At 65.7% G+C, this 19,031-nt stretch carries 22 protein-coding genes; 10 read left to right on the top strand and 12 right to left on the bottom strand.

From position 1 onward, the window contains the following. Positions 1-78 precede the first annotated feature (78 nt). Together F3H87_RS20525 and F3H87_RS20520 are read right to left on the bottom strand one after the other, a co-directional pair. Complete coding sequence (locus F3H87_RS20525) at positions 79-1,428, bottom strand: ATP-binding protein (protein WP_149789726.1); 1,350 nt, start codon at positions 1,426-1,428, stop codon at positions 79-81. Positions 1,429-1,432: 4 nt separating this feature from the next. Beyond that, a complete protein-coding gene (locus tag F3H87_RS20520) occupies positions 1,433-2,104 on the bottom strand; it encodes a response regulator transcription factor (RefSeq protein WP_317511741.1) in 672 nt (223 codons plus the stop codon). Between the two features lie 103 nt (positions 2,105-2,207). Between F3H87_RS20520 and F3H87_RS20515 the strand changes: the two genes are divergently transcribed. Genes F3H87_RS20515 through F3H87_RS20505 form a run of 3 tightly spaced genes read left to right on the top strand, consistent with a single transcriptional unit; the run spans position 2,208 to position 4,845 of the window. After that, positions 2,208-2,480 carry a lipid-A-disaccharide synthase N-terminal domain-containing protein gene (locus tag F3H87_RS20515; RefSeq protein ID WP_149789727.1) on the top strand — a complete coding sequence of 91 codons (273 nt, stop codon included), beginning with the start codon at positions 2,208-2,210 and terminating at the stop codon, positions 2,478-2,480. After that, positions 2,477-4,063, top strand: coding sequence for an ArnT family glycosyltransferase (locus F3H87_RS20510; protein ID WP_149789728.1), 1,587 nt, complete (start codon positions 2,477-2,479; stop codon positions 4,061-4,063). Before F3H87_RS20515 ends, F3H87_RS20510 begins: the two co-directional genes overlap by 4 nt. After that, positions 4,060-4,845, top strand: a complete 786-nt coding sequence (locus F3H87_RS20505; RefSeq protein ID WP_149789729.1) for a glycosyltransferase family 2 protein — start codon at positions 4,060-4,062, stop codon at positions 4,843-4,845. The genes F3H87_RS20510 and F3H87_RS20505 overlap by 4 nt, the downstream gene beginning before the upstream one ends. A gap of 38 nt (positions 4,846-4,883) precedes the next feature. Here F3H87_RS20505 and F3H87_RS20500 read toward each other — a convergent pair whose 3' ends face one another. The 4 genes from F3H87_RS20500 to F3H87_RS20485 form a co-directional block, all read right to left on the bottom strand. Continuing rightward, entirely contained in the window at positions 4,884-5,237 is a 354-nt protein-coding gene (locus F3H87_RS20500; RefSeq protein ID WP_149789730.1) for a DoxX family protein, read from the bottom strand. Between the two features lie 83 nt (positions 5,238-5,320). Continuing rightward, positions 5,321-5,869 (bottom strand): flavin reductase family protein, encoded by a 549-nt coding sequence (locus tag F3H87_RS20495; RefSeq protein ID WP_149789731.1) that lies wholly within the window; start codon positions 5,867-5,869, stop codon positions 5,321-5,323. Then, positions 5,866-6,204 (bottom strand): ferredoxin FdxA, encoded by a 339-nt coding sequence (gene fdxA, locus F3H87_RS20490; protein WP_149789732.1) that lies wholly within the window; start codon positions 6,202-6,204, stop codon positions 5,866-5,868. Before fdxA ends, F3H87_RS20495 begins: the two co-directional genes overlap by 4 nt. A 60-nt stretch (positions 6,205-6,264) precedes the next feature. Continuing rightward, positions 6,265-6,867: a superoxide dismutase gene (locus tag F3H87_RS20485; RefSeq protein ID WP_149789733.1), complete on the bottom strand. Its 603-nt coding sequence runs from the start codon at positions 6,865-6,867 to the stop codon at positions 6,265-6,267. 151 nt (positions 6,868-7,018) lie between these two features. On the opposite strand from F3H87_RS20485, the gene F3H87_RS20480 reads away from it, so the two are divergent. Beyond that, a complete protein-coding gene (locus F3H87_RS20480) occupies positions 7,019-7,621 on the top strand; it encodes a helix-turn-helix transcriptional regulator (protein ID WP_262974992.1) in 603 nt (200 codons plus the stop codon). A gap of 56 nt (positions 7,622-7,677) precedes the next feature. Next, complete coding sequence (murB, locus tag F3H87_RS20475; protein WP_149789736.1) at positions 7,678-8,664, top strand: UDP-N-acetylmuramate dehydrogenase; 987 nt, start codon at positions 7,678-7,680, stop codon at positions 8,662-8,664. A gap of 14 nt (positions 8,665-8,678) precedes the next feature. On the opposite strand, the gene F3H87_RS20470 is transcribed toward murB, so the two are convergent. Together F3H87_RS20470 and F3H87_RS20465 are read right to left on the bottom strand one after the other, a co-directional pair. Next, positions 8,679-9,725, bottom strand: a complete 1,047-nt coding sequence (locus F3H87_RS20470) for an LLM class flavin-dependent oxidoreductase (RefSeq protein WP_149789737.1) — start codon at positions 9,723-9,725, stop codon at positions 8,679-8,681. Positions 9,726-9,827: 102 nt separating this feature from the next. Then, a complete protein-coding gene (locus F3H87_RS20465) occupies positions 9,828-10,733 on the bottom strand; it encodes an NADP-dependent oxidoreductase (protein WP_149789738.1) in 906 nt (301 codons plus the stop codon). Between the two features lie 158 nt (positions 10,734-10,891). Between F3H87_RS20465 and F3H87_RS20460 the strand changes: the two genes are divergently transcribed. Beyond that, positions 10,892-11,797 carry a LysR family transcriptional regulator gene (locus tag F3H87_RS20460; RefSeq protein WP_149789739.1) on the top strand — a complete coding sequence of 302 codons (906 nt, stop codon included), beginning with the start codon at positions 10,892-10,894 and terminating at the stop codon, positions 11,795-11,797. Between the two features lie 21 nt (positions 11,798-11,818). Here the strand turns inward: F3H87_RS20460 and F3H87_RS20455 are convergent, their stop codons facing one another. Then, the gene (locus tag F3H87_RS20455) at positions 11,819-12,208 is read right to left on the bottom strand and encodes a winged helix-turn-helix transcriptional regulator (RefSeq protein ID WP_149789740.1); all 390 of its coding nucleotides are present in this window, start codon (positions 12,206-12,208) and stop codon (positions 11,819-11,821) included. Between the two features lie 110 nt (positions 12,209-12,318). Here F3H87_RS20455 and F3H87_RS20450 point away from each other — a divergent pair, with 110 nt between their 5' ends. Further along, positions 12,319-13,176, top strand: coding sequence for an SDR family oxidoreductase (locus F3H87_RS20450; RefSeq protein ID WP_149789741.1), 858 nt, complete (start codon positions 12,319-12,321; stop codon positions 13,174-13,176). Positions 13,177-13,229: 53 nt separating this feature from the next. Here the strand turns inward: F3H87_RS20450 and F3H87_RS20445 are convergent, their stop codons facing one another. Then, on the bottom strand, positions 13,230-13,808 hold the full coding sequence (locus F3H87_RS20445) for a UbiX family flavin prenyltransferase (RefSeq protein WP_149789742.1): 579 nt from the start codon (positions 13,806-13,808) through the stop codon (positions 13,230-13,232). Next, a complete protein-coding gene (locus tag F3H87_RS20440; RefSeq protein ID WP_149789763.1) occupies positions 13,805-15,313 on the bottom strand; it encodes a UbiD family decarboxylase in 1,509 nt (502 codons plus the stop codon). The genes F3H87_RS20445 and F3H87_RS20440 overlap by 4 nt, the downstream gene beginning before the upstream one ends. 147 nt (positions 15,314-15,460) lie before the next feature. Between F3H87_RS20440 and ubiT the strand changes: the two genes are divergently transcribed. The 3 genes from ubiT to ubiV are packed head-to-tail and all read left to right on the top strand — an operon-like array spanning position 15,461 to position 17,888. After that, positions 15,461-16,006, top strand: a complete 546-nt coding sequence (ubiT, locus tag F3H87_RS20435; RefSeq protein ID WP_223228158.1) for a ubiquinone anaerobic biosynthesis accessory factor UbiT — start codon at positions 15,461-15,463, stop codon at positions 16,004-16,006. Continuing rightward, positions 16,006-16,983, top strand: coding sequence for a ubiquinone anaerobic biosynthesis protein UbiU (gene ubiU, locus F3H87_RS20430; RefSeq protein WP_149789764.1), 978 nt, complete (start codon positions 16,006-16,008; stop codon positions 16,981-16,983). Before ubiT ends, ubiU begins: the two co-directional genes overlap by 1 nt. A 2-nt stretch (positions 16,984-16,985) precedes the next feature. After that, the gene (gene ubiV, locus F3H87_RS20425; protein WP_149789743.1) at positions 16,986-17,888 is read left to right on the top strand and encodes a ubiquinone anaerobic biosynthesis protein UbiV; all 903 of its coding nucleotides are present in this window, start codon (positions 16,986-16,988) and stop codon (positions 17,886-17,888) included. On the opposite strand, the gene F3H87_RS20420 is transcribed toward ubiV, so the two are convergent. Next, positions 17,889-19,031 carry an alkane 1-monooxygenase gene (locus tag F3H87_RS20420; RefSeq protein ID WP_149789766.1) on the bottom strand — a complete coding sequence of 381 codons (1,143 nt, stop codon included), beginning with the start codon at positions 19,029-19,031 and terminating at the stop codon, positions 17,889-17,891.

Genomic DNA, 19,031 nt, shown 5'->3' with positions numbered 1-19,031 from the left:
GGCTCCAAGCCGATCTTGGCTGTCATGAAACGGTATGCTCGCAAATCGGGCACGCACATACAAGGCGTTTACCCTGTTTCACGCATCCTCGGGCGTACAGACCGGCAGGTTCAGAACCGCCTCGACCCCGTCCGGCTGGCCGCGCACGGGCGAGTGCAGGGACAGGTCTCCGCCGGCTTTGCGGGCCAGTGTATCGGCAATATAGAGCCCCAGGCCAAGCCCGCCGCCACGCGTGTCGCGGCGTTTGTGGCGGGCGGTCAGGCCGGGCAGATCGTCTGCGGGGATCACCGGGCCGGGATTGGCGATGGACAGGGTGCCGTCCGTGTCGAGCGAAATGGCGATCCGGGCCCCGGACGGCGCGTAGCGCAGCGCATTATCCAGCAGGTTTGCCGCGATGATTGCGAAATCGTCCGCGCCGATCCGGGCGATGACCGGGATATCGGGCAGATGCAGCACCAGGCGGCCCTCGTTCGCCTGTATCGACCGCTCCTGCGCCAGAAGCCCCAGAACCTCGCCCATGTCACATGTCGTCCCATCCTGGTCCGGCCCGGTTTCGGCCCGGGCGAGTTGCAGCAGCCGTTCGACCGTGCGGGTCATGCGTTTGATGGCGTCACGCAACTCGGCGATCTGCCCGGGGTGGGCATTGCCGCCTTCCGCCTCAATCCTCTGTAGCCGGGCGAGGGCAAGCGCAAGAGGGGTGCGCAGCTCGTGCGCGGCGTTCGCGGCGAACTGGCGCTCGGCGGCCAGTGCCGTCAGAAGTCGCGACATGAATCCGTTGAGCGTGGTCACCATCGGGCGCAGTTCCTGCGGCATACGGCTGCCGTCGATCGGGTTCAGCGCTCCACGGTCGCGTTGTGCGATTTCTGCGCGCAGATCCTCAAGCGGGCGCAATGAGGCACGCGAAATCCAGCGGACCAGCAGAAACGCGATCAGTATCAGGGGCAGCATCGGCCCGACGAAGGCGATCAGGCTTTCGGAATAGGCTTCGCGGCGTTCCTCGAAACCGTCCCCGAGTATGATGACCCGTCCGTCCCCATCGGCCGCGCCGATGTAGAAACGGTGCGTATCGGACTGCCAGAACGTGTCGGTGCCGACCTGCCGCGGATCGGGCAGCCTGTCAGGCAGTTGCCAGTTGAGCAGAACCGCGCCATCCCCCGCGACAAGCGCGATGCCGAAGAACGGAAGATGGCCACCCAGTCGTGCCACGATGCCGCCGTTCATCAGGCGATCCGGCGTTTCGGGCTGCCCGTCCAGATCCGAGAACATGGCCGCCACGAAGGGGGCCAGTTCGCGCAATACCTCGTCACGCTGTTCGTTCGCTTCCTCGCGCAGAACGGCGGCCATCACGAAAACCGCAAGAAACACCACCACGGCAAAGCCGATGGTGGTCAGCGCGGCGATCCGGCGTGACAGGCTGCCCGCTCTCATCGCGTCAGGCCCCGCCCATCCGGTATCCCAGCCCGCGCACCGTCACGATCGCGCTTTTCCCAAGCTTGGCGCGGACCCTGCTGACGATGGCCTCGATCGAGTTGCTTTCGACCTCAAAACCGTGACCGTACAGCGAATCCTCAAGTTCGGCCTTGGAAAAGACGCGCGCTGGCCGCGATGACAGACGGTCGACAAGGCTCCATTCCCGCCGGGTCATATCGACGGCCGCGCCGTTCAGGACAACGCGCTTCGTGCTGGTGTCGATCGAAATCGCGCCGAATTCGCGCATGGTCGTGACGGTCATGTTGGCACGGTTCAGGTTCACCTCGATCCGGGCCAGCAACTCGTCCAGATCGAACGGCTTGACGAGATAGTCGTCGGCGCCGGCTTTCAGCCCCTCGATCCGCTGGGTGATCCGGTCGCGGGCCGTGGTGATGAGGATGGGCGGAGAAAAACCGCCGCGACGCAGCGCCCGCAGAAATCCGATGCCATCGCCATCCGGCAGCCCGAGATCGAGAAGCAAGAGATCGTAATGCGTCGTGGCAACGGCCACCTGCGCCGATTCCAGATCGCCGACAAGGTCCGCCGCATGTCCGGCGTTGCGCAGATGTTCGCACACGGCCCTGCCCAGGCCAGTCTCGTCCTCGATCACCAAAAGCCGCATCGCGCCTCGCACGCCCGAAAATTCCCGGCTCTTATAAGCGATCCGTCAGGTTCGCGTAAGTGTCCACTGCCATACGCACAGGAAATCACGGGCAGACGCAGAAGGACACAGGCCGATGTCGGATACATTCTGGATCGTAGTCGGATTCGCGGGGCAACTCCTGTTCACATCCCGCTTTCTGGTTCAGTGGCTGGCAAGCGAACGCCGCCGCGAAAGCGTGGTGCCGGTCGCCTTCTGGTGGCTGTCGCTGGCCGGCGGTCTGACGCTGCTGACCTATGCGCTCTACCGGCAGGACCCGGTGTTCATCCTGGGGCAGGGTATGGGTCTTTTCATCTACCTGCGGAACCTGATGCTGCTGGCGCGCTCGGCACGGGAAAAGGCAGCATGACGACAGCGTCGCGTACCGGGGGGGCGCTGGCGCTGTTTGCCATCGTCGCGCTGGCCGGGATATTCCTGCGCCCTTTGCTGCCCGTCGATGAAACACGGTACATCGCGGTCGCGTGGGAGATGTTCCAGTCGGGCGATCATTTCGTGCCGACCAAGAATTTCGCGCTTTATACCCACAAGCCGCCCCTCCTGTTCTGGAGCATCAACCTGGTCTGGGCGATGTTCGGCGTTTCAGAGGTTGGCGCGCGCGTGGTCGGTCCGGCCTTTGCACTTCTGGCGATCTTCCTGACCGCGCGGCTGGCGCAACGGATCTGGCCGGGCGAAACCGGGATCGCGGGGCGCGCGGCCTGGGCGCTGGCGGGCAGCTTTGCCTTTGTGGTTTTCGGCGGGTCGCTGATGTTCGATGCGGCCCTGACGGTGGCGGTGCTTGTCGGTGTCATGAGCCTTGTTGCCGTTGCGCGCAGCTCGCGCTGGCAGTTCTGGCTGGTTTTCGGCTTTGGCCTTGCGCTGGGCACGCTGGCCAAGGGGCCGGTCATCTTCATCCACCTGCTGCCGGTCGCGGTGTTGATGCCGGTCTGGGGGCGGCAAATGGCAGAAGAGGCGGGGCCGGTTACGGCCGGGCAGCTTGGAGCGGGGATCGGGATTGCGATCCTTGCGGGGCTGGCCATCGTTCTGCTGTGGCTTTTGCCCGCCATCATACAGGGTGGGGAAGAATACAGAAACGCGATCCTGTGGAAGCAGAGCGCGGGGCGTATCACTCAGTCCTTCGCGCATTCGCGCCCGATCTACTGGTACCTGCTGGCCCTGCCGCTGCTGCTTTTCCCATGGATCTGGATGCCGCAAATCTGGCGTGCCTCGCTGCGCGCCGGCTGGTCGGGGCCGGGGCTGCGTCTGATCCTGTGCTGGGTTGTTCCGGCTTTCGCGCTGTTCAGCCTTATAGACGGCAAGCAACTGCACTACCTGGTGCCGGAACTCCCCGCCATGGCCTTGCTGGTAGCGCGGGTCTTGCCCGGTGAGGGCGTGCATCGTGTCTGGCTGGCGGCGCTGCCGGTCGCGCTTCTGGGCGTAGTTTTCGGGCTCGCGGGTCTTGGCGTGATCGACACCTTCGGGCTGACCGCGTTGCTCGAGCCGAAGCTCGCGCTTCTCGCGGTCGGTCTGGGCCTTCTTGCGATCTGCGGCCTTGCGCTCAGCACATCACCCCTGCGGGGTGGGGCCATCCTGTCGCTCGGATTGGTCCTTTGTCTGGGCCTGACTGTCCGGTTCACGGGGGTTTATAACGCCTATGATGCGCGCGTGATCGGGCAGGTCGCCGCAGCCCATGAGGCCCAAGGCTTCGCCGTTTATGGCGATGGCACCTATCACGCCGAGTTCAACTTTGCCGCCCGCGCCACCCGGCCCATTACGGTTCTCTACACCACCGACGAGGTCCGGGCCTGGCAGGCGGATCATCCGGGCGGGGTCTTCGTCACGCGGCTGGAGCGGTTCCGCCTGCCCGAAGACCCCTGGAAGGTCGTGAATTTCCGCGACCGCCGCTACGGCATCTATCGCACTGCCATATCCGACGGAAAGGAAGGCCAGACATGAGCGATCCGAACATGATCAGTATCGTCATCCCCGCAAAGGACGAGGTCGTCGCCATCGCCCCCTTGATCGAAGAGGTCGGCGCGGTGCTCAGCGGCGAAAACTTCGAGGTGATCGTCGTCGATGACGGGTCCACGGACGGCACTGATGCAAAACTCAGGGAACTGGCGGCGCGCTGCAACTGGCTGATCCCGCTGCACAACAAGGTGTCCGCCGGACAGTCGGCGTCCATCCGCAAGGGGGTTCGCTTTGCCCATGGCCGCCTGATCGTGACGCTGGACGGCGATGGCCAGAACCCGCCCGACCAGATTCCCGCCCTGCTGGCCCCCTTTCGCAGCACCGCCCCCGAGGTCTGCGCGCTGGGCCTGGTGCAGGGGCAGCGCATCCTGCGGCGCGATACCGTGGCGAAGCGATTTGCCTCGCGCTTTGCCAACGGGTTGCGCGGCGCCTTGCTCAGGGACAACATCCGCGACAGCGGGTGCGGGCTGAAGGCTTTTCGCCGCGAGGCGTATCTGGATCTGCCGTGGTTCGACCACATCCATCGCTTCATGCCCGCGATGATGCTCCGCGAGGGGTGGCGGGTCGAAACTGTCGATGTGACGCATCGGGAACGTCAGGGCGGCCAGTCGAAATACAGCAATCTCAGGCGCGGCCTTGTCGGTATTCCCGATCTTCTGGGCGCGGCATGGCTGATCATGCGCAAGGGCCCGCCGCGCCATGAAGAATGCGGGCCTGTCCCGGTGGCGGGTTCACACGGAAAGGCAAGGCCCGGCGCGGTGCAGTAGCGGCCCGATGGCTGTGCCTTCCTGCCGGGGCGGTGATGTCAGGCCGTATTCCGTGCGCGCCATGTCAGCCAGAGGTTCAGGCACACGAGGGCCAGAACCACCAGCGGCGGCACGGCATGGCCATATTCCCCGTGCGAAAGAACCGTGGCGGCGGCGCCCAGCATCACGCAGCCAGCCAGGGCGCTGCCGGCAAGCCGTGTGGCCGGAAAGATCATCAGGATCGCCGATGCCCATTCCAGCGTCCCGGTCAGATAGTGAAACCAGCCCGGATATCCCCAGCGGTCGTAATCGGCGAGGATTTGTTCGGTTGCAAAGATGTTCATCGTGCCGCCGATCACGAAGAAGGCGGCCAGAAGCCAGGCAAAAAGGTTCCGAAGGGAAAATCGTTTCATGTGCGTGCCTTTCCTGGCCTGTTTATCATGCCATGCGCTGCGTCGTCAGGCCACGAAGGCCGGTTTGATCGGATACCCGCGCATCAGAGCGGGTGGATGGCGTTGTATTGGCGGTGATGCCAGACCAGCGGCATCGCCTCGCGGTTGAGGGCGATTTCCCTCAGCCCGCCGACGAAAAGCACATGGCCGCCAAGCTCGATCTCGCCGATCACGGCGCAATCCATCGCGGCGACCGCCCCGCCAAGCCTTGGATGACCCGAAGGCCAGTCCTGCCATTCGCCATGCTCGAACCGGCCCTCGGCAGGCACCTTGCCGGCAAAGGCGTCGGCCACGTCCCGCTGGGCCGTGGACATCAGGGCAAAGGAAAAGCCCCGGCGCCGGCGGATCGCATCGGCCAGCGCCGCGCGCCTGTCGATAGAGACCATGATTGCCGGCGGTTCCGCGCTCAGGGAAAAGGCGGCCGTCACCGTGCGGCCCAGGCGGCGCTCGTCGTCCCGCGCCGTCACAAGGCAGGCGGTCGCGGCCAGCGAGGCCATGGCATCACGGAAATCCGCGATGGCGACATCGCTGCGAAAGGCCGGGTCCAGCTTCAGCCCCGATGCGGCGGTCAATTTGCTGGGATCGACACTCATGATCCACTCCCCGGTCTGGGTGAAAAGAACTTTTCCAGCTTGTCGGGCACGCCGTCCATCTCTTTCGCGTTTTCCGGCGGCACACCGATCTGGGTTATGACAGGCCACATTTCGGCGTATTTCCGGTTGAAATCAACCCAGCGGTCTGCCTCGGGCTCGGTATCGGGGCGGATCGCGTCAACGGGGCATTCCGGTTCGCACACGCCGCAGTCGATGCATTCGTCGGGATGGATCACCAGCATGTTCTCGCCTTCGTAAAAGCAATCCACGGGGCAGACCTCGACGCAATCCATGTGTTTGCAGGCGATACAGTTCTCAGTGACGACATAGGTCATTCCGGCATCCAGTCGCGCGTTGCCCGCCCGCCACGGATGATCGCGGCGGGCGGTGTCCTGTCAGGAAAGGTTCGCTTCGGCGAATTCGTAATTCGCCAGGTTGTCGAGGAAGTTGGTCACGTAATCCGGGCGCCGGTTGCGGAAATCGACATAATAGCTGTGTTCCCAGACGTCGAGGCCCAGCAGGGCGGTGCCCTCGCCGGTGGCCAGCGGGTTCACCCCGTTGGGGGTCTTGGTCACGGTCAGGCTGCCGTCGGATTTCTGGATCAGCCAGGCCCAGCCCGAACCGAACTGACCGATGGCCGCGGCCTTGAACGCCTCTTTGAACGCATCGACCGATCCGAAATCGGCGACCAGCTTCGTTTCGAGAGCGCCGGGGATGCCGCCGCCCGCGGGCGAAAGCGCGTTCCAGAAATGGACGTGGTTCCAATGCTGGCCGGCATTGTTGAAGACCGGCGCGCGGTCGCTGTCGCCATAGGTCAGGGCAATGATCTCTTCCAGAGACTTGCCCTGAAGGTCGGCATTGGCGTCGACAAAACCGTTCAGGGCGGTCACATAGGCCTGGTGGTGTTTGTCATGGTGCAGTTCAAGGGTTTCCTGGCTCATGCCGCGTTCGGCCAGGGCCGAATGTGCGTAGTTCAGTGAGGGAAGGTTGAAGGTCATTTTCATCTCCTTGTGAGCGGACACTTGCACAGTGCGCCTCACCTCGATATTAAAACAAGTAGATGCTTTGAAAAACATCGGGGACAATATGTCAAGCGATGACTTGGAAAAAACTGCATGGTCGCCGCGAGCCCCTTCGGAACGCATTTTGATGGTGCTCAAGATGCATGGTGCGCTGACCTCGGGGCAGGTAGGCGAGATGCTGCAGATCACGGGCGAGGCGGCGCGGCAACAGCTTTTGAAACTGCTCGAGGACGGGCTGGTCACCGAAGAGCGCCGCAGCGCGGGGCGCGGGCGTCCGGCGGTTCACTGGCATCTGACGCAGGCGGGGCAGGCACGGTTTCCCGACACCCATGCCGCGCTGAGCGTCGAGATCCTGCGCAGCATCTCGGATGTGCTGGGCCCGGATGCGCTGGACCAGATCATCGCCGCGCGCGAGGCGGGTACCGAGACCCGGTACAAGGCCGCGATGGCCGAGTGCACCGATTTGCAGGACCGCGTGACAAAACTGGCCGAACTGCGCAGTATCGAAGGGTACATGGCCACGGTCGAAGAAACCGGGGACGGCGCGTTCCGGCTGATTGAAAACCATTGCCCGATCTGTGCCGCCGCAACCTTTTGCCAGGGCTTCTGCCGCGCCGAAAAGGCAGTTTTCAAAAGCATCCTTGGCAAGGGCACGTCGGTCGAGCGGGTGGAGCACATCGTCGACGGCGGGCGCCGCTGCACCTATCTGATCTCGGAAGCGCGGCCGTGAAATTTCTCGCGGGACATGGCCCGAAGACCGGGAACGCCTAGCTTGCGAGGCGGTCAATGACCCTGACCGAAGGTTTCGACCTGTCCGGGCACAACACGCTGGGCCTGCCCTCGCGCGCGCTGTACGGTGGTGTGATCTCGGATATCGGCGATATCATGCGGATGATCGAATTCGCCAGGGCCAGGTATCTGCCGTTTCACGTTCTGGGCGGTGGCAGCAATTGCGTCCTTGCCGAAACCGTCAACGCCGTGGTCGGCAGGATCGACCTTGGGGGCTGTCGCATCGAACAGGGCTTTTCCGGCGGTGTCCGCGTGACGGCCAGCGCGGGCGAGGACTGGTCGGATCTGGTGCGCCGGACGGTCGGTCAGGGGATCGGCGGGTTGGAGAATCTGGCCGGCATTCCTGGAACGGTCGGCGCTGCGCCGATCCAGAATATCGGGGCTTACGGCATCGAACTTTCGGACGTTTTCCAGGAGTTGACGGCGCTTGATACCCGGACGGGCGATCTGGTGCATCTTGGAAAGGACGCCTGCCGCTTCGCCTATCGCCACAGCCGTTTCAAGGATGAACCGGGCCGGTATATCGTGACCGAGGTCACCCTTTCGCTGCCGCGTCACTGGCGGCCGGTGCTCAGCCATGCGGGGCTGAAGGGCCTGCCGGACGCCAGCGATCCCGGCGCGATCATGGCGGCCGTGCTCGCCATCCGGGGCGCGAAGCTGCCGGACTGGCGGATCACCGGCAATGTCGGATCGTTTTTCCACAACCCGATCGTTCCCGCCCATATGCGGCAGGAGGTCGGCGGCGTGCCCGGGCATCCGGTTCCCGGCGGGATCAAGCTGTCGGCCGGCTGGCTGATCGAGGCCTGCGGATTGAAGGGCCATCGGCTCGGCGGTGCGGGGTTCCACGCGAAACATGCGCTTGTGATTGTGAACCACGGCGGCGCGACCTTCGGCGATGTGCAGGACCTGGCCGCACTGGCGATCCAGAGGGTCAGGGACCGTTTCGGTGTTACCCTGGTTCAGGAACCCGTTACGCTGACTTGAAGGCCGTGCTGCCCCTATGCTCCGTTTGCAAGCGCCCTGCGCACCTCGGGGATGACGCGGGTGCCGAGAATCTCGATGGCGTCCAGCATATCCCGATGGTCGATTATCCCGATGCCCAGCTCCAGCATGATGCGGTCGAACCGCAGCACCTCGTGGGCGGCCAGGATCTTTTCGGCCACTTCCGAGGGTCCGCCGACGAAATATCCGCCGCGCGGCCCCGAGAACCTTGTGAACATGTCGCGGCTTTGGGCGGTCATGCCGCGTTCGCGCCCCATATGCTCCTGCCAGGCGGCGTGGGCCGGGTAATAGATGTCGAGCGCCTTTTCCATGCTTTCATGGACAAAGCCGTGGACGTTCAGCGAAGTCTTCAGGCGGGACGTGTCGTGCCCCGCGCTGTGACCCGTCTGGTGATAGAGCTGGAGCATCGGCGCGATCCGTGCCCACTCGCCGCCAAGGATCAGGGCGAAGGCTGCGGGAAGGCCGAGATTGGCTGCACGCGCCGCCGATTGCGGCGTCCCGCCCACCGCCATCCAGATCGGAAGCTGCTCCTGCCGGGGCCGCGGATACACACCCAGCCCGTTGAGCGGCTGGGTATGCCGGGTGCCCGGCCAGCGCACATGCTCTTGCTTGTTGATTTCCAGCAGCATGTGCAGCTTTTCGATGAACAGATCGTCGTAATCGTTTAAGTCATAGCCGAAAAGCGGGAAGGACTCGGTAAAGGCGCCGCGCCCGGCGATGATCTCGGCGCGGCCTTCGCTCAGGCCGTCCAGGGTTGCGAATTGCTGGAACACCCGCACCGGGTCGTCGGAACTCAGAACCGATACCGCGCTGGTCAGGCGTATGTGTTTTGTCTGCGTCGCCGCCGCGGCAAGCGCCACGGCAATCGCCGATACAGCATAATCGGCCCTGTGATGTTCGCCCAGCCCATACGCGTCCACCCCGACCTGATCGGCCAGAACGATCTCTTCCGCCAGGTTGCGCAGGCGTTCGGGGGCGTCGACGAACTGTCCGGTGCGTGGATTGGTGCCGACATCGCCAAAAGTGAAGATTCCGATTTCCATGGGGCCTCGCATGATGGGCTGGGCACGCGGGCAAAGGTGATCGTGCCCGGGTGCCACAAGTGATTTTCAGATGTTTACCGCAGGTGCATCCCGTCCCTCGGGTCAGCCGACGGAAATGACCAGCTTGCCCGTGACGTGCCCTTCGGCGCTGAGCGCCTGAGCGTCGGCAAGTTGCGCAAGCGGGAAGGTCTTTTCCACATGCAGATTCAGGGCGCCCTTGGAATAAAGCCGGGCCGCCTCGGCCAACGCCCGTTCCGGGTGATCCTGGGGCGTGGGTGAGAATTGCGCGCCGTGTTCGGGGGCGGTGAAATCGACGATGGAAAGAACCCGTGCCGGATCGCCGGTGATCTCGACCAGTTCGGGGATGATGCCCGCGCCGGCCAGGTCGAGCGCGGCATCCACCCCTTGCGGTGCCAGATCCTTTACGCGGCTCGCGAGGCCGGGTTCATATGTCGTCGGAATGGCGCCAAGCCCGCTCAGATAATCGTGCTTCGGCGTGCTTGCGGTGCCGATGACGGTGATCCCGCGCGCCCGCGCGATCTGGACCAGGGCAGAGCCCACCCCGCCCGCGGCGCCGCAGACCAGCACGGTATCGCCGGCTTTCGCCCCCACGTAGTCGAGGCAGCGTATCGCCGTTTCCGAAGCAACGACCAGACCTCCGGCTACGTCGAACGGCATGTCGTCCGGCTTGGTGGCCCAACTGGTCAGCACCGCGTATTCTGCCGCCGTGTTGGTCCCGAACCCGAAAACGGCATCTCCGACCGAGACACCGGTCACGCCTTCGCCGACCTCATCCACGATCCCGGCCGCCTCGAAACCGACGCCCGAGGGAAAGGTAACGGGCATGAAATCACCGAAAAGCCCGGCCCGGATTTTCCACTCCGCCGGGTTGACGCCCACGGCCCGGACCGCGATCCGCACCTGGCCGGCGCCAGCGTGCGGCTCGGCGATCTCGACGATTTTCAGAACCTCGGGGCCACCATATTCATTGAACTGGACTGCTTTCACGACGATCTCCTTTTAACTGTGTTGCCCGGCCATGGTGGCCGGTTTCATCCGGCGCGCGCCCGGCGGGGCTTGGCCGGGTGCCTTGACGGTTGATCTAGTGAGTCCGTTTCTGTAAAAAAACCTGTACAGTTTAGAAAATCATGTTCAGGAAATCTGAAATGAAAGTGGCGCCGGCGCTCAGCCTGGATCAGATGCAGGTTCTTCTTACGGTCGTGGATACCGGCAGTTTTGCCGCTGCCGGGCGAAAGCTCGGCCGTGCCACATCGGCGATCAGCTATGCCATCGACACGTTGGAAAACCAGCTTGGCCTTGACCTTTTCGATCGGGAAACCCGCCGGCGGCCGACGCTTTCGCAGGCGGGTCAGGCCGTCGTGATAGAGGCGCGCGCCGTCGTGCAGGGCGCCGACATGCTGCGGGCGCGGGTCAAGGCGCTGGTCGAGGGGCTGGAGGCAGAGGTCACGATCGCCGTGGATCAGATCATGCCGCAGTATCGCCTTGCCGAAACCCTCGGGGCGTTCCATCAGGAGTTTCCCGCCGTTCCCCTGCGCATCCGCATGGAGGCGCTGGGCGGCGTCGAGCGTCTGGTGCGCAGCGGCGAGACCCAGATCGGAATCGGCGGTGCGCTTCACATGAACACCGAAGGGCTGACCGTGACGCAGATCGACGGTGTTCGGATCATCCCGGTGGCCGGTGCCGATCACCCGCTGGCGCGCGAGGGGTTCAATACCGCCGCGCGCGATCATCTGCAGATCGTGGTTGCCGATTCCGTCGAAGCCGATCAGCGGGCCTGCGTCATCATCTCAAGCGCGACATGGCGGGTCAGCGACCTGACATCGGCGCATGCTTTGCTGGTTGCGGGCACCGGCTGGGGTGTCATGCCCGAACCGATGGTGCGCGAGGATATTGCGGCGGGGCGCCTGGTCCATCTGGATGTGCCGGATTTTCGCGAGGGCCACTATCCGCTGCAGATCGCACACAAGGTCAACACCCCGCCCGGACCCGCGGGGCATTGGCTGATCGAGCGCCTGACCGGCGATTTCGGACAAGAGGCGACGATTTCCTAACAATTGGCAGCGGGGGTCACTTCAGCCGCGATCATAGGCGTCGCGCGCCGCCAGAATCCGCGGCATGCTGGTTTCCGCCCAGTCGGCCAGCGCCAGCACGCGCGGAAGGAAACCCTGCCCCAGTTCCGTCAGGCTGTAGCTTACGCTCGGCGGCTTGGTGTCAAATACCTCGCGCCTGACGATGCCATCGCGTTCGAGGTTGCGCAGCGACTGCGTCAGCATCCGCTTCGAGATGTCCGGCAGCGCGCGCAGCAACTCGTTAAAGCGTCGGGGGCCGCCGCCAAGCACCATCAGGATCAGCACCGGCCACTTGGCCGAAACATGATCGAGAACCTGCCGCACCGGGCAATTGTCGGGGTTTATCCCGTGGGCCTGCCAGAAATCGACCCGGGTTTCCGTCACGACGGGCATCGCAAGGTTCCCTTTCTGTTACCTTGTTCCAAAAACCTGCCTCCTTTCACGCGGCGACAATGGTCTCTAATTGAGACCTATATTCGATTCGAGACCTGAAAGGAAAGAAGATGACGACCTATCTCGTGACCGGCGCTTCGGGGCAGTTGGGGCAACTTGTCGTGGACCACCTCAAAACCCTCGTACCCGCCGGGGACATCGTCGCCCTCGTGCGGTCGGACGAAGCGCGCAAGGCGTATGAGGCCAAGGGTATTGCGACACGCCTGGGCGATTACGAAGATCCCGAAAGCCTGCGCGCCGCGTTTGCCGGTGTGGACCGGTTGTTGCTGATCTCGGCCTCCGAGGTCGGCAAGCGGGCCGCGCAGCACAAGAACGTGCTGGATGCCGCCAAGGCTGCCGGTGTCGGTTTCATCGCTTATACCTCGATCCTCAACGCGGATCACAGCGGCATGGCGCTGGCCGAGGAACATCTTGAAACCGAGGCCGCGCTGCGGAGTAGCGGCATCCCCCATGCGATCCTGCGTAACGGGTGGTATTCTGAAAACACATCGGGCAGCGTGGACCATGCCCTGAGCCTCGGTCAGCATTTCGGTGCGGCCGGCGATGGCCGTCTTGCCATGGCCCCGCGTCAGGATTACGCCGAAGCGGCCGCCGTGGTGCTGGCCGGTGACGGGCATGATGGCAAGACCTATGAACTGGCCGGCGACAGCGATTTTACCCTTTCCGAATACGCCGCCCTGCTGAGCGAGTTGTCGGGCAAGGACGTGGCCTATGTGAACCTTGATGAAGAGAGCTACAAGAATGCTCTGGTCGGTGCGGGCCTGCCCGAGGGGCTGGCGGCCGTTCTGGCCGACAGCGACGCCAAGGCCGCGAACGGTGCGCTGGCGTCCGACAGCGACGATCTGAGCCGGCTGATCGGCCGGCCGACGACGCCGATGCGCGCGACGCTTGAGGCGATCCTCGGCTGATCCCTGCCTGGCACGGGCCGCTGCGCAGGGTGGCGCAGCGGTCGCCCGCCCGTTTATCCGCCGGATACCTCGCCGCGCCATGCCTGCGCCACGGGGGCGGCGATGCCCAGAAGGTCCACCGCCCGGTCGGCGATCTGGTCGACGGCCGCATCAAGGCTGTCGGGCCGCAGGTAGAAGGCGGGGACAGGCGGCATGACGATCGCCCCCATCTCGGTCACCGCCGTCATGTTGCGCAGATGCGCCAGGGTAAGCGGCGCCTCGCGTGCCAGAAGGACAAGGCGGCGGCGCTCCTTGAGCTGGACCGAGGCCGCGCGGGTCAGCAGGTTGTCGTCAAGACCATGGGCAATCGCGGCAAGCGAGCGCATCGAACAGGGGGCGACGATCATGCCGGCGACGGGCGCCGATCCCGATGCGATCTCGGCGCCGATATCCTCTATGGGGTGCGCCCGTGTCGCCAGTGCCGTGATCTCGGCCTCGGCCTCCGGGCCGACCTCCTGGGCAAGCGTGCGGCGGGCGGCCGGGCTGAGAACAAGGTCGATCCCGGCCCCGAGCGCGGCAAGGCGGCGCGATACGGCCAGCCCTGTCGCCGCGCCCGACGCCCCGGAAACCCCCAGCACCACGCGCGCGGTCATTGGCCCGATCCCGGCATGATCCGGCCCAAAAGCGCCTCGGCAAAGGCGGCATCGGCCGGGTCGGTGCGCATGACCGTGCCCCAGTCGCGCGTTGTCTCGGCCCCGATCTTGGTGGTGGCGTCGATGCCCAGCTTGCCCGCAAGGCCCGGTTCCGGCGAGGCGAAATCGAGGTAATCCATCGGCGTCTTCTCCAGCAGCATGAGGTCGCGCCCCGGGTCCATCCGCGTGGCGAGCGCCCAGGCGATATCGTCCCAGCTGCGCAGGTCGATATCCGTGTCCACCACCACCACCAGCTTGGTATAGCTGAACTGCGGCAGCATCCCCCAAAGCGCCATCATCACCCGGCGGGCCTGACCGGGATAGCGTTTGTCGATGCTGACCACCGCCATGCGATAGGAACAGGCCGCCGGCGGCAGCCAGACATCGCGGATCTCGGGCACCTGCGCGCGGATCGTCGGAAGGGCGAGGCGGTTGAACACCTCGCCGATGATCGCCGGTTCGTCGGGCGGGCGGCCGGTATAGGTGGACAGGTAGACCGGATCGCGGCGGTGGGTGATCGCGCTCACCTGCATCACCGGAAAGGGCTCGGCCGCGTTGAAATAACCGGTGTGGTCGCCGAACGGGCCCTCCGGGGCGGTTTCGCCGGGGGCGACCCACCCTTCGATCACGATCTCGGCCCCTGCGGGCACGAGGATCGGCACGGTTCTGGCCGGCACCAGCCTGGGCTGGGCCCCGGCCAGCGCACCGGCAAAGGTCAGCTCGCTTATCGTTTCGGGCAGCGGCAGGGCGGCGGACAGCAGCGTGGCGGGATCGGCGCCCAGCACCACCGCCACGGGCATCGCCTCGCCCGCCTGCATCCAGGAACGGGAATGCGCCGCGCCGCCGCGATGGGGCAGCCAGCGCAGGATCACGCGGTCGCGCCCGATCACCTGTGCCCGGTATACCCCGGCATTGTATCGCCCGGCATCCCCGGCGGCCGTGCCGTGCGGGCGGGTAAGGACGACAGGCCAGGTGATCAGCGGCCCGGCATCGCCTGGCCAATGGGTCTGAACCGGCAGCGTGCCCAGATCGACCTCCGCACCTTCGGCGACCACCTCCTGCACGGGCGCGCGGCGCAGCACCTTGGGCCGGGTGGCAAGCGCCGCCTTCAGCATCGGCCAGCGCGAAAGCGCGTCACGCAACCCATCGGGCGGGCTGGGGCTGCGCAGCGCGGCAAGGAAAGCGCCAAGATCGTCGATCCCCTCGGGCGTCACGCCAAGCCCTGCGGCGACGCGTTCGGCGGTGCCGAAAAGATTGACCACCACGGGCATTGTCGCGCGCCCGCCATCGCCCTGCACCGGCGCGTCGAAGCGCAGCACCGGCCCGCCGTTTTCAAGCACCGCGCGGTGCACGGCCGTCATCCTGTGAACAAGCGGCACGGGCTCGGCCACGGCGGCGAACTGGCCCCGGGCGGCGCTCCAGTCAAGGAAGGCGCGCAGGTCGGGAAAGGGCGGCAGGGTGCGCAGGGGAAATCTCCGCTCAGGTCTTTGGCCGGGGCGTAGCAGAAAAAAATCCGGTCGGAATTGACGATCGTCAATTCCGTGGCGCGGCCGATCCCTTACCAAGGGTCTGCGCGTCCGGCCCTGCCACGCGTGCCTACGAAAGGTTTGTCCGTGCCCCAAGATACCGCCCCGACGATCCCCCGCGTTCCGCCGGCCCTTGCCGCCGCGCTCGGCCTGTTGCCGAGGACGCCGGTCGCGCTGGCGCTGGAAAGGACGGTGCGGCGCATAGCGGTGGCCCATCCCGGGCTGATCCGCCGCCTCGGCCCGCATGACCGCGCCCGCTTCGTGCTCGACCCGACAGATCTTCCCTTCGTCATCTGTCTTGAGCCGAACGGGGGTGACGTGCGGGTCGGGGTGTGTGGGCGGCCGGGGCAAGGGACGACGCGCATCGCCGGGCCGCTGGCCGCGCTTCTTGGCCTCGTACACGGGGCCTATGACGGCGATGCGCTGTTCTTTTCGCGCGACCTGGTGATCGAGGGCGATACCGCCGCCGCGCTGGCCCTGCGCAACGCGGTGGACGATGCCGAGATTGACCTGTCGGGCGAGATTGCCCGCCTTTCCGGCCCGTTTGCCGGGCCGGTCCGCAGGCTGGCCGGCGTCGCCGAACGCATGACGGGCGTAAGTCTCAGCCGGCCCGAGGAGATTGGCGCATGGTGATGGAAATCGTCTGCCCCGCCGGCACGCCCGCGGCCCTGCGCACAGCGGTGCAGGCCGGGGCGCATACGATCTATTGCGGTTTCGCAGACGAAACCAATGCGCGCAACTTTCCGGGGCTCAACTTTTCGCGCGAAGAGATGGCTGAGGGCGTGGCCTTTGCCCATGCCCACGGGGCAAAGGTGCTGGTGGCGATCAACACATTTCCGCGCGCCGGTGCCGAGACGCTTTGGCACGCCGCCGTCGCCGATGCCGAGGCCGCCGGGGCCGACGCGGTGATCCTTGCCGATCTCGGGCTGCTCGCCCATGCCGCCCGGCACCATCCGGGGTTGCGGCGGCACCTTTCGGTTCAGGCCGCCGCCGCCAATGCCGATGCGATAAACTTTTACGGGCGCGAATTCGGGGTTCGGCGGGTGGTGCTGCCCCGTGTTCTTTCGGTGTCGGAAATCGCCGCCATCAACGCCGAGACCGGGGTGGAGACCGAGGTGTTCGTCTTTGGCGGGCTCTGCGTGATGGCCGAGGGGCGGTGCTCGCTTTCGTCCTGGGCCACCGGCGAGTCGCCCAATATGAACGGCGTCTGCTCGCCCGCGAGCCATGTGAAATACCGCGAGGAGGGCGGCGCGCTGTCCTCGACGCTCGGCGGGTTCACCATCAACCGCGTCGCCGCGGGCAAGCCGGCGCCTTACCCGACGCTGTGCAAGGGCGTGTTCCGGGCGGGCACGGCCGAGGGGCATCTGTTCGAGGACCCCGTCAGCCTGGATGCCGCGGCGCTGATGCCGGCGTTGCGCGATGCGGGGGTGACCGCGCTCAAGATCGAGGGGCGGCAACGCTCGCGTGCCTATGTCGGGCAGGTGGTGCGCGCCTTCCGCGCCGCGGTGGATGCGCTGGAGGCCGGCCGCGAGGTGCCTTCGGGCCTTCTTACGCGGCTGACCGAGGGCGGGGCCACCACCACCGGCGCCTACAAGAAAACCTGGAGGTAAGCGTGGAACTCACCGTCGGTCCCAACCCGTTCTTCTGGTCCGCCGATGACTGGCAGTCGTTCTACGACCGGCTTGCCGAGGCCCCGGTGGCCCGCGTCGTGCTGGGCGAGCTGGTGTGTTCGAAACGCCTGCCGTTCTATGCCGCGCGCCTGCCCGCCGCGGTCGAGCGTCTGACCGCCGCCGGCAAGACGGTGGCGCTGACCAGCCTTGCCCTTGTCACCCTTCCGCGCGAACGCAAGGCCACCGCCGAACTGGCAGAGGCGGGTGCGGAGGTAGAGGTGAACGACCTGACCGCGCTCAGCCACCTGCCCGAGGGCGCGGGTTTCACGGTCGGGCCGCTGGTGAATGTCTATAACGAGGGCACGCTGGCCTGGCTTGCCGCGCGCGGGGCGACGCGGATCTGCCTGCCGCCCGAATTGCCGCTGGCCTCGGTCGAAACGCTGGCGCGTGCCGCCGCCGGACATGGCGTGGCGATCGAGGTCTGGGGCCATGGCCGCGCGCCGCTGGCCATTTCCGGGCGCTGCTATCACGCGCGGCTGCATGGCCGGGCGAAGGACAACTGCCTTTTCGCCTGCGAAGACGATCCCGACGGGCTCGAGGTGCGCACACTCGACGATACCGCCTTTCTTGCGATGAACGGGGTGCAGACGCTGTCGGCGGCCACGCTGTCCGCGGTGCACCAGGTCGAGGCGCTGAAGGCCGCGGGCGTGGCGTCGCTGCGCTTGTCGCCGCAATCGCAGGGCTTCGACGAGGTGTGCCGCATCTGGCACGCACGCCTTGCCGGCGGGATGGACGGTGAGGCCGCCGCCGGGGCGCTGGAGGCACTCGTCCCCGGCGGGCGGCTGGCCGACGGGTTCCTTACCGGGGCGCGGGGCACCGACTGGTCGGCCGGCGCCCCCGCCTGATCAGCCTGCCGCGCGCGGCATCGGCGTCGAAAGCGTCTTGTAGTCGCTCCAGTCCTCGATATCGGGATAGTACCTGCGCCGCCATGCCCGCACTTTCGGGTTGAACATCCGCCGCCAGACCGGCGGGATCATCGCCAGGAACGTCATCGGCGGATAGCCGGTGGGCAGCATCGGCACCGTATCCTCGTCATAGACCTGCAAAAGCGGAAAGCGGCGCAGCGGGTGCAGGTGGTGATCGGCGTGACGCTGCAGGTTGATAAGCAGCAACCCCGAGACGCGATGCGCTGAATCCCACGAATGATGCGCGCGCACGGGTTCGTATTTGCCCTCGCCCAGGTGGCGGCGGGTCAGGCCGTAGTGTTCGACATAGTTGGTCAGCTCCAGCTGCCATACGGCTATGAACGCCTGGAAGACAAAGAGACCCACGCCGATCCACCCCGCCACGAGCCATGCGAGGGCAAGAAACAGCGCCTGAAGCGCGAGGTATTTGAAGATCGGGTTGCGCAGGGTCCACGGCCCTTGCCCGCGCCGCGCCAGCATCGCCTTTTCCGCCCGCCAGGCCGAGCCGAAGCCGGTGAAAAGCGCGCGTGCAAAGGCGCGGTAGAAGCTTTCGTTATAGCGCGCCGTCACGGTGTCGCGCGGGGTGCCCACCCAGGGATGATGCACGAGGTTATGCTCGGTTCGGAAATGACCGTACAGCACCAGCGCCATGAGCAGGTCGCCGAGGTTGCGCTCGAACCGGTTGGTCTTGTGAAACAGCTCATGCGCATAGACGATCCCGACCGTGCCCGTGGTCACGCCGATGCCGAACATGATGCCCAGCGTTTCGGCCGGCGTGCGGTCGACCGCGTGGGTCAGCGCCCAGAGCGTGCCATAGACCAGCACGATCTCGACCGGCAGCCAGACCCAGGTAAGCAGGCGGAACCACAGCAGGTCTTCGTCCGGCGTGTCGGGGTCGGGGTTGGACAGGTTCTTGCCCAGCACCGTGTCGAGCAGCGGCATGAGCACCCAGCCATAGACCGGGATTAGCCAGATCGTCCAGCCGCCCGCCAGCACGGCAAGCATGACAAGCGGCACGAAGGTAAGGGTGATCCAGTAAGGCCAGGCGCGGAGCGGCGCAGAGGCCATGCCCGAGGGTGTCAT

The sequence above is a fragment of the Lutimaribacter pacificus genome, from assembly GCF_900142185.1.
GTDB lineage: Bacteria > Pseudomonadota > Alphaproteobacteria > Rhodobacterales > Rhodobacteraceae > Lutimaribacter > Lutimaribacter pacificus.
The sequence above is the reverse complement of the archived record's forward strand: the minus strand, read 5'-3'. Positions and strand labels throughout refer to the sequence as shown.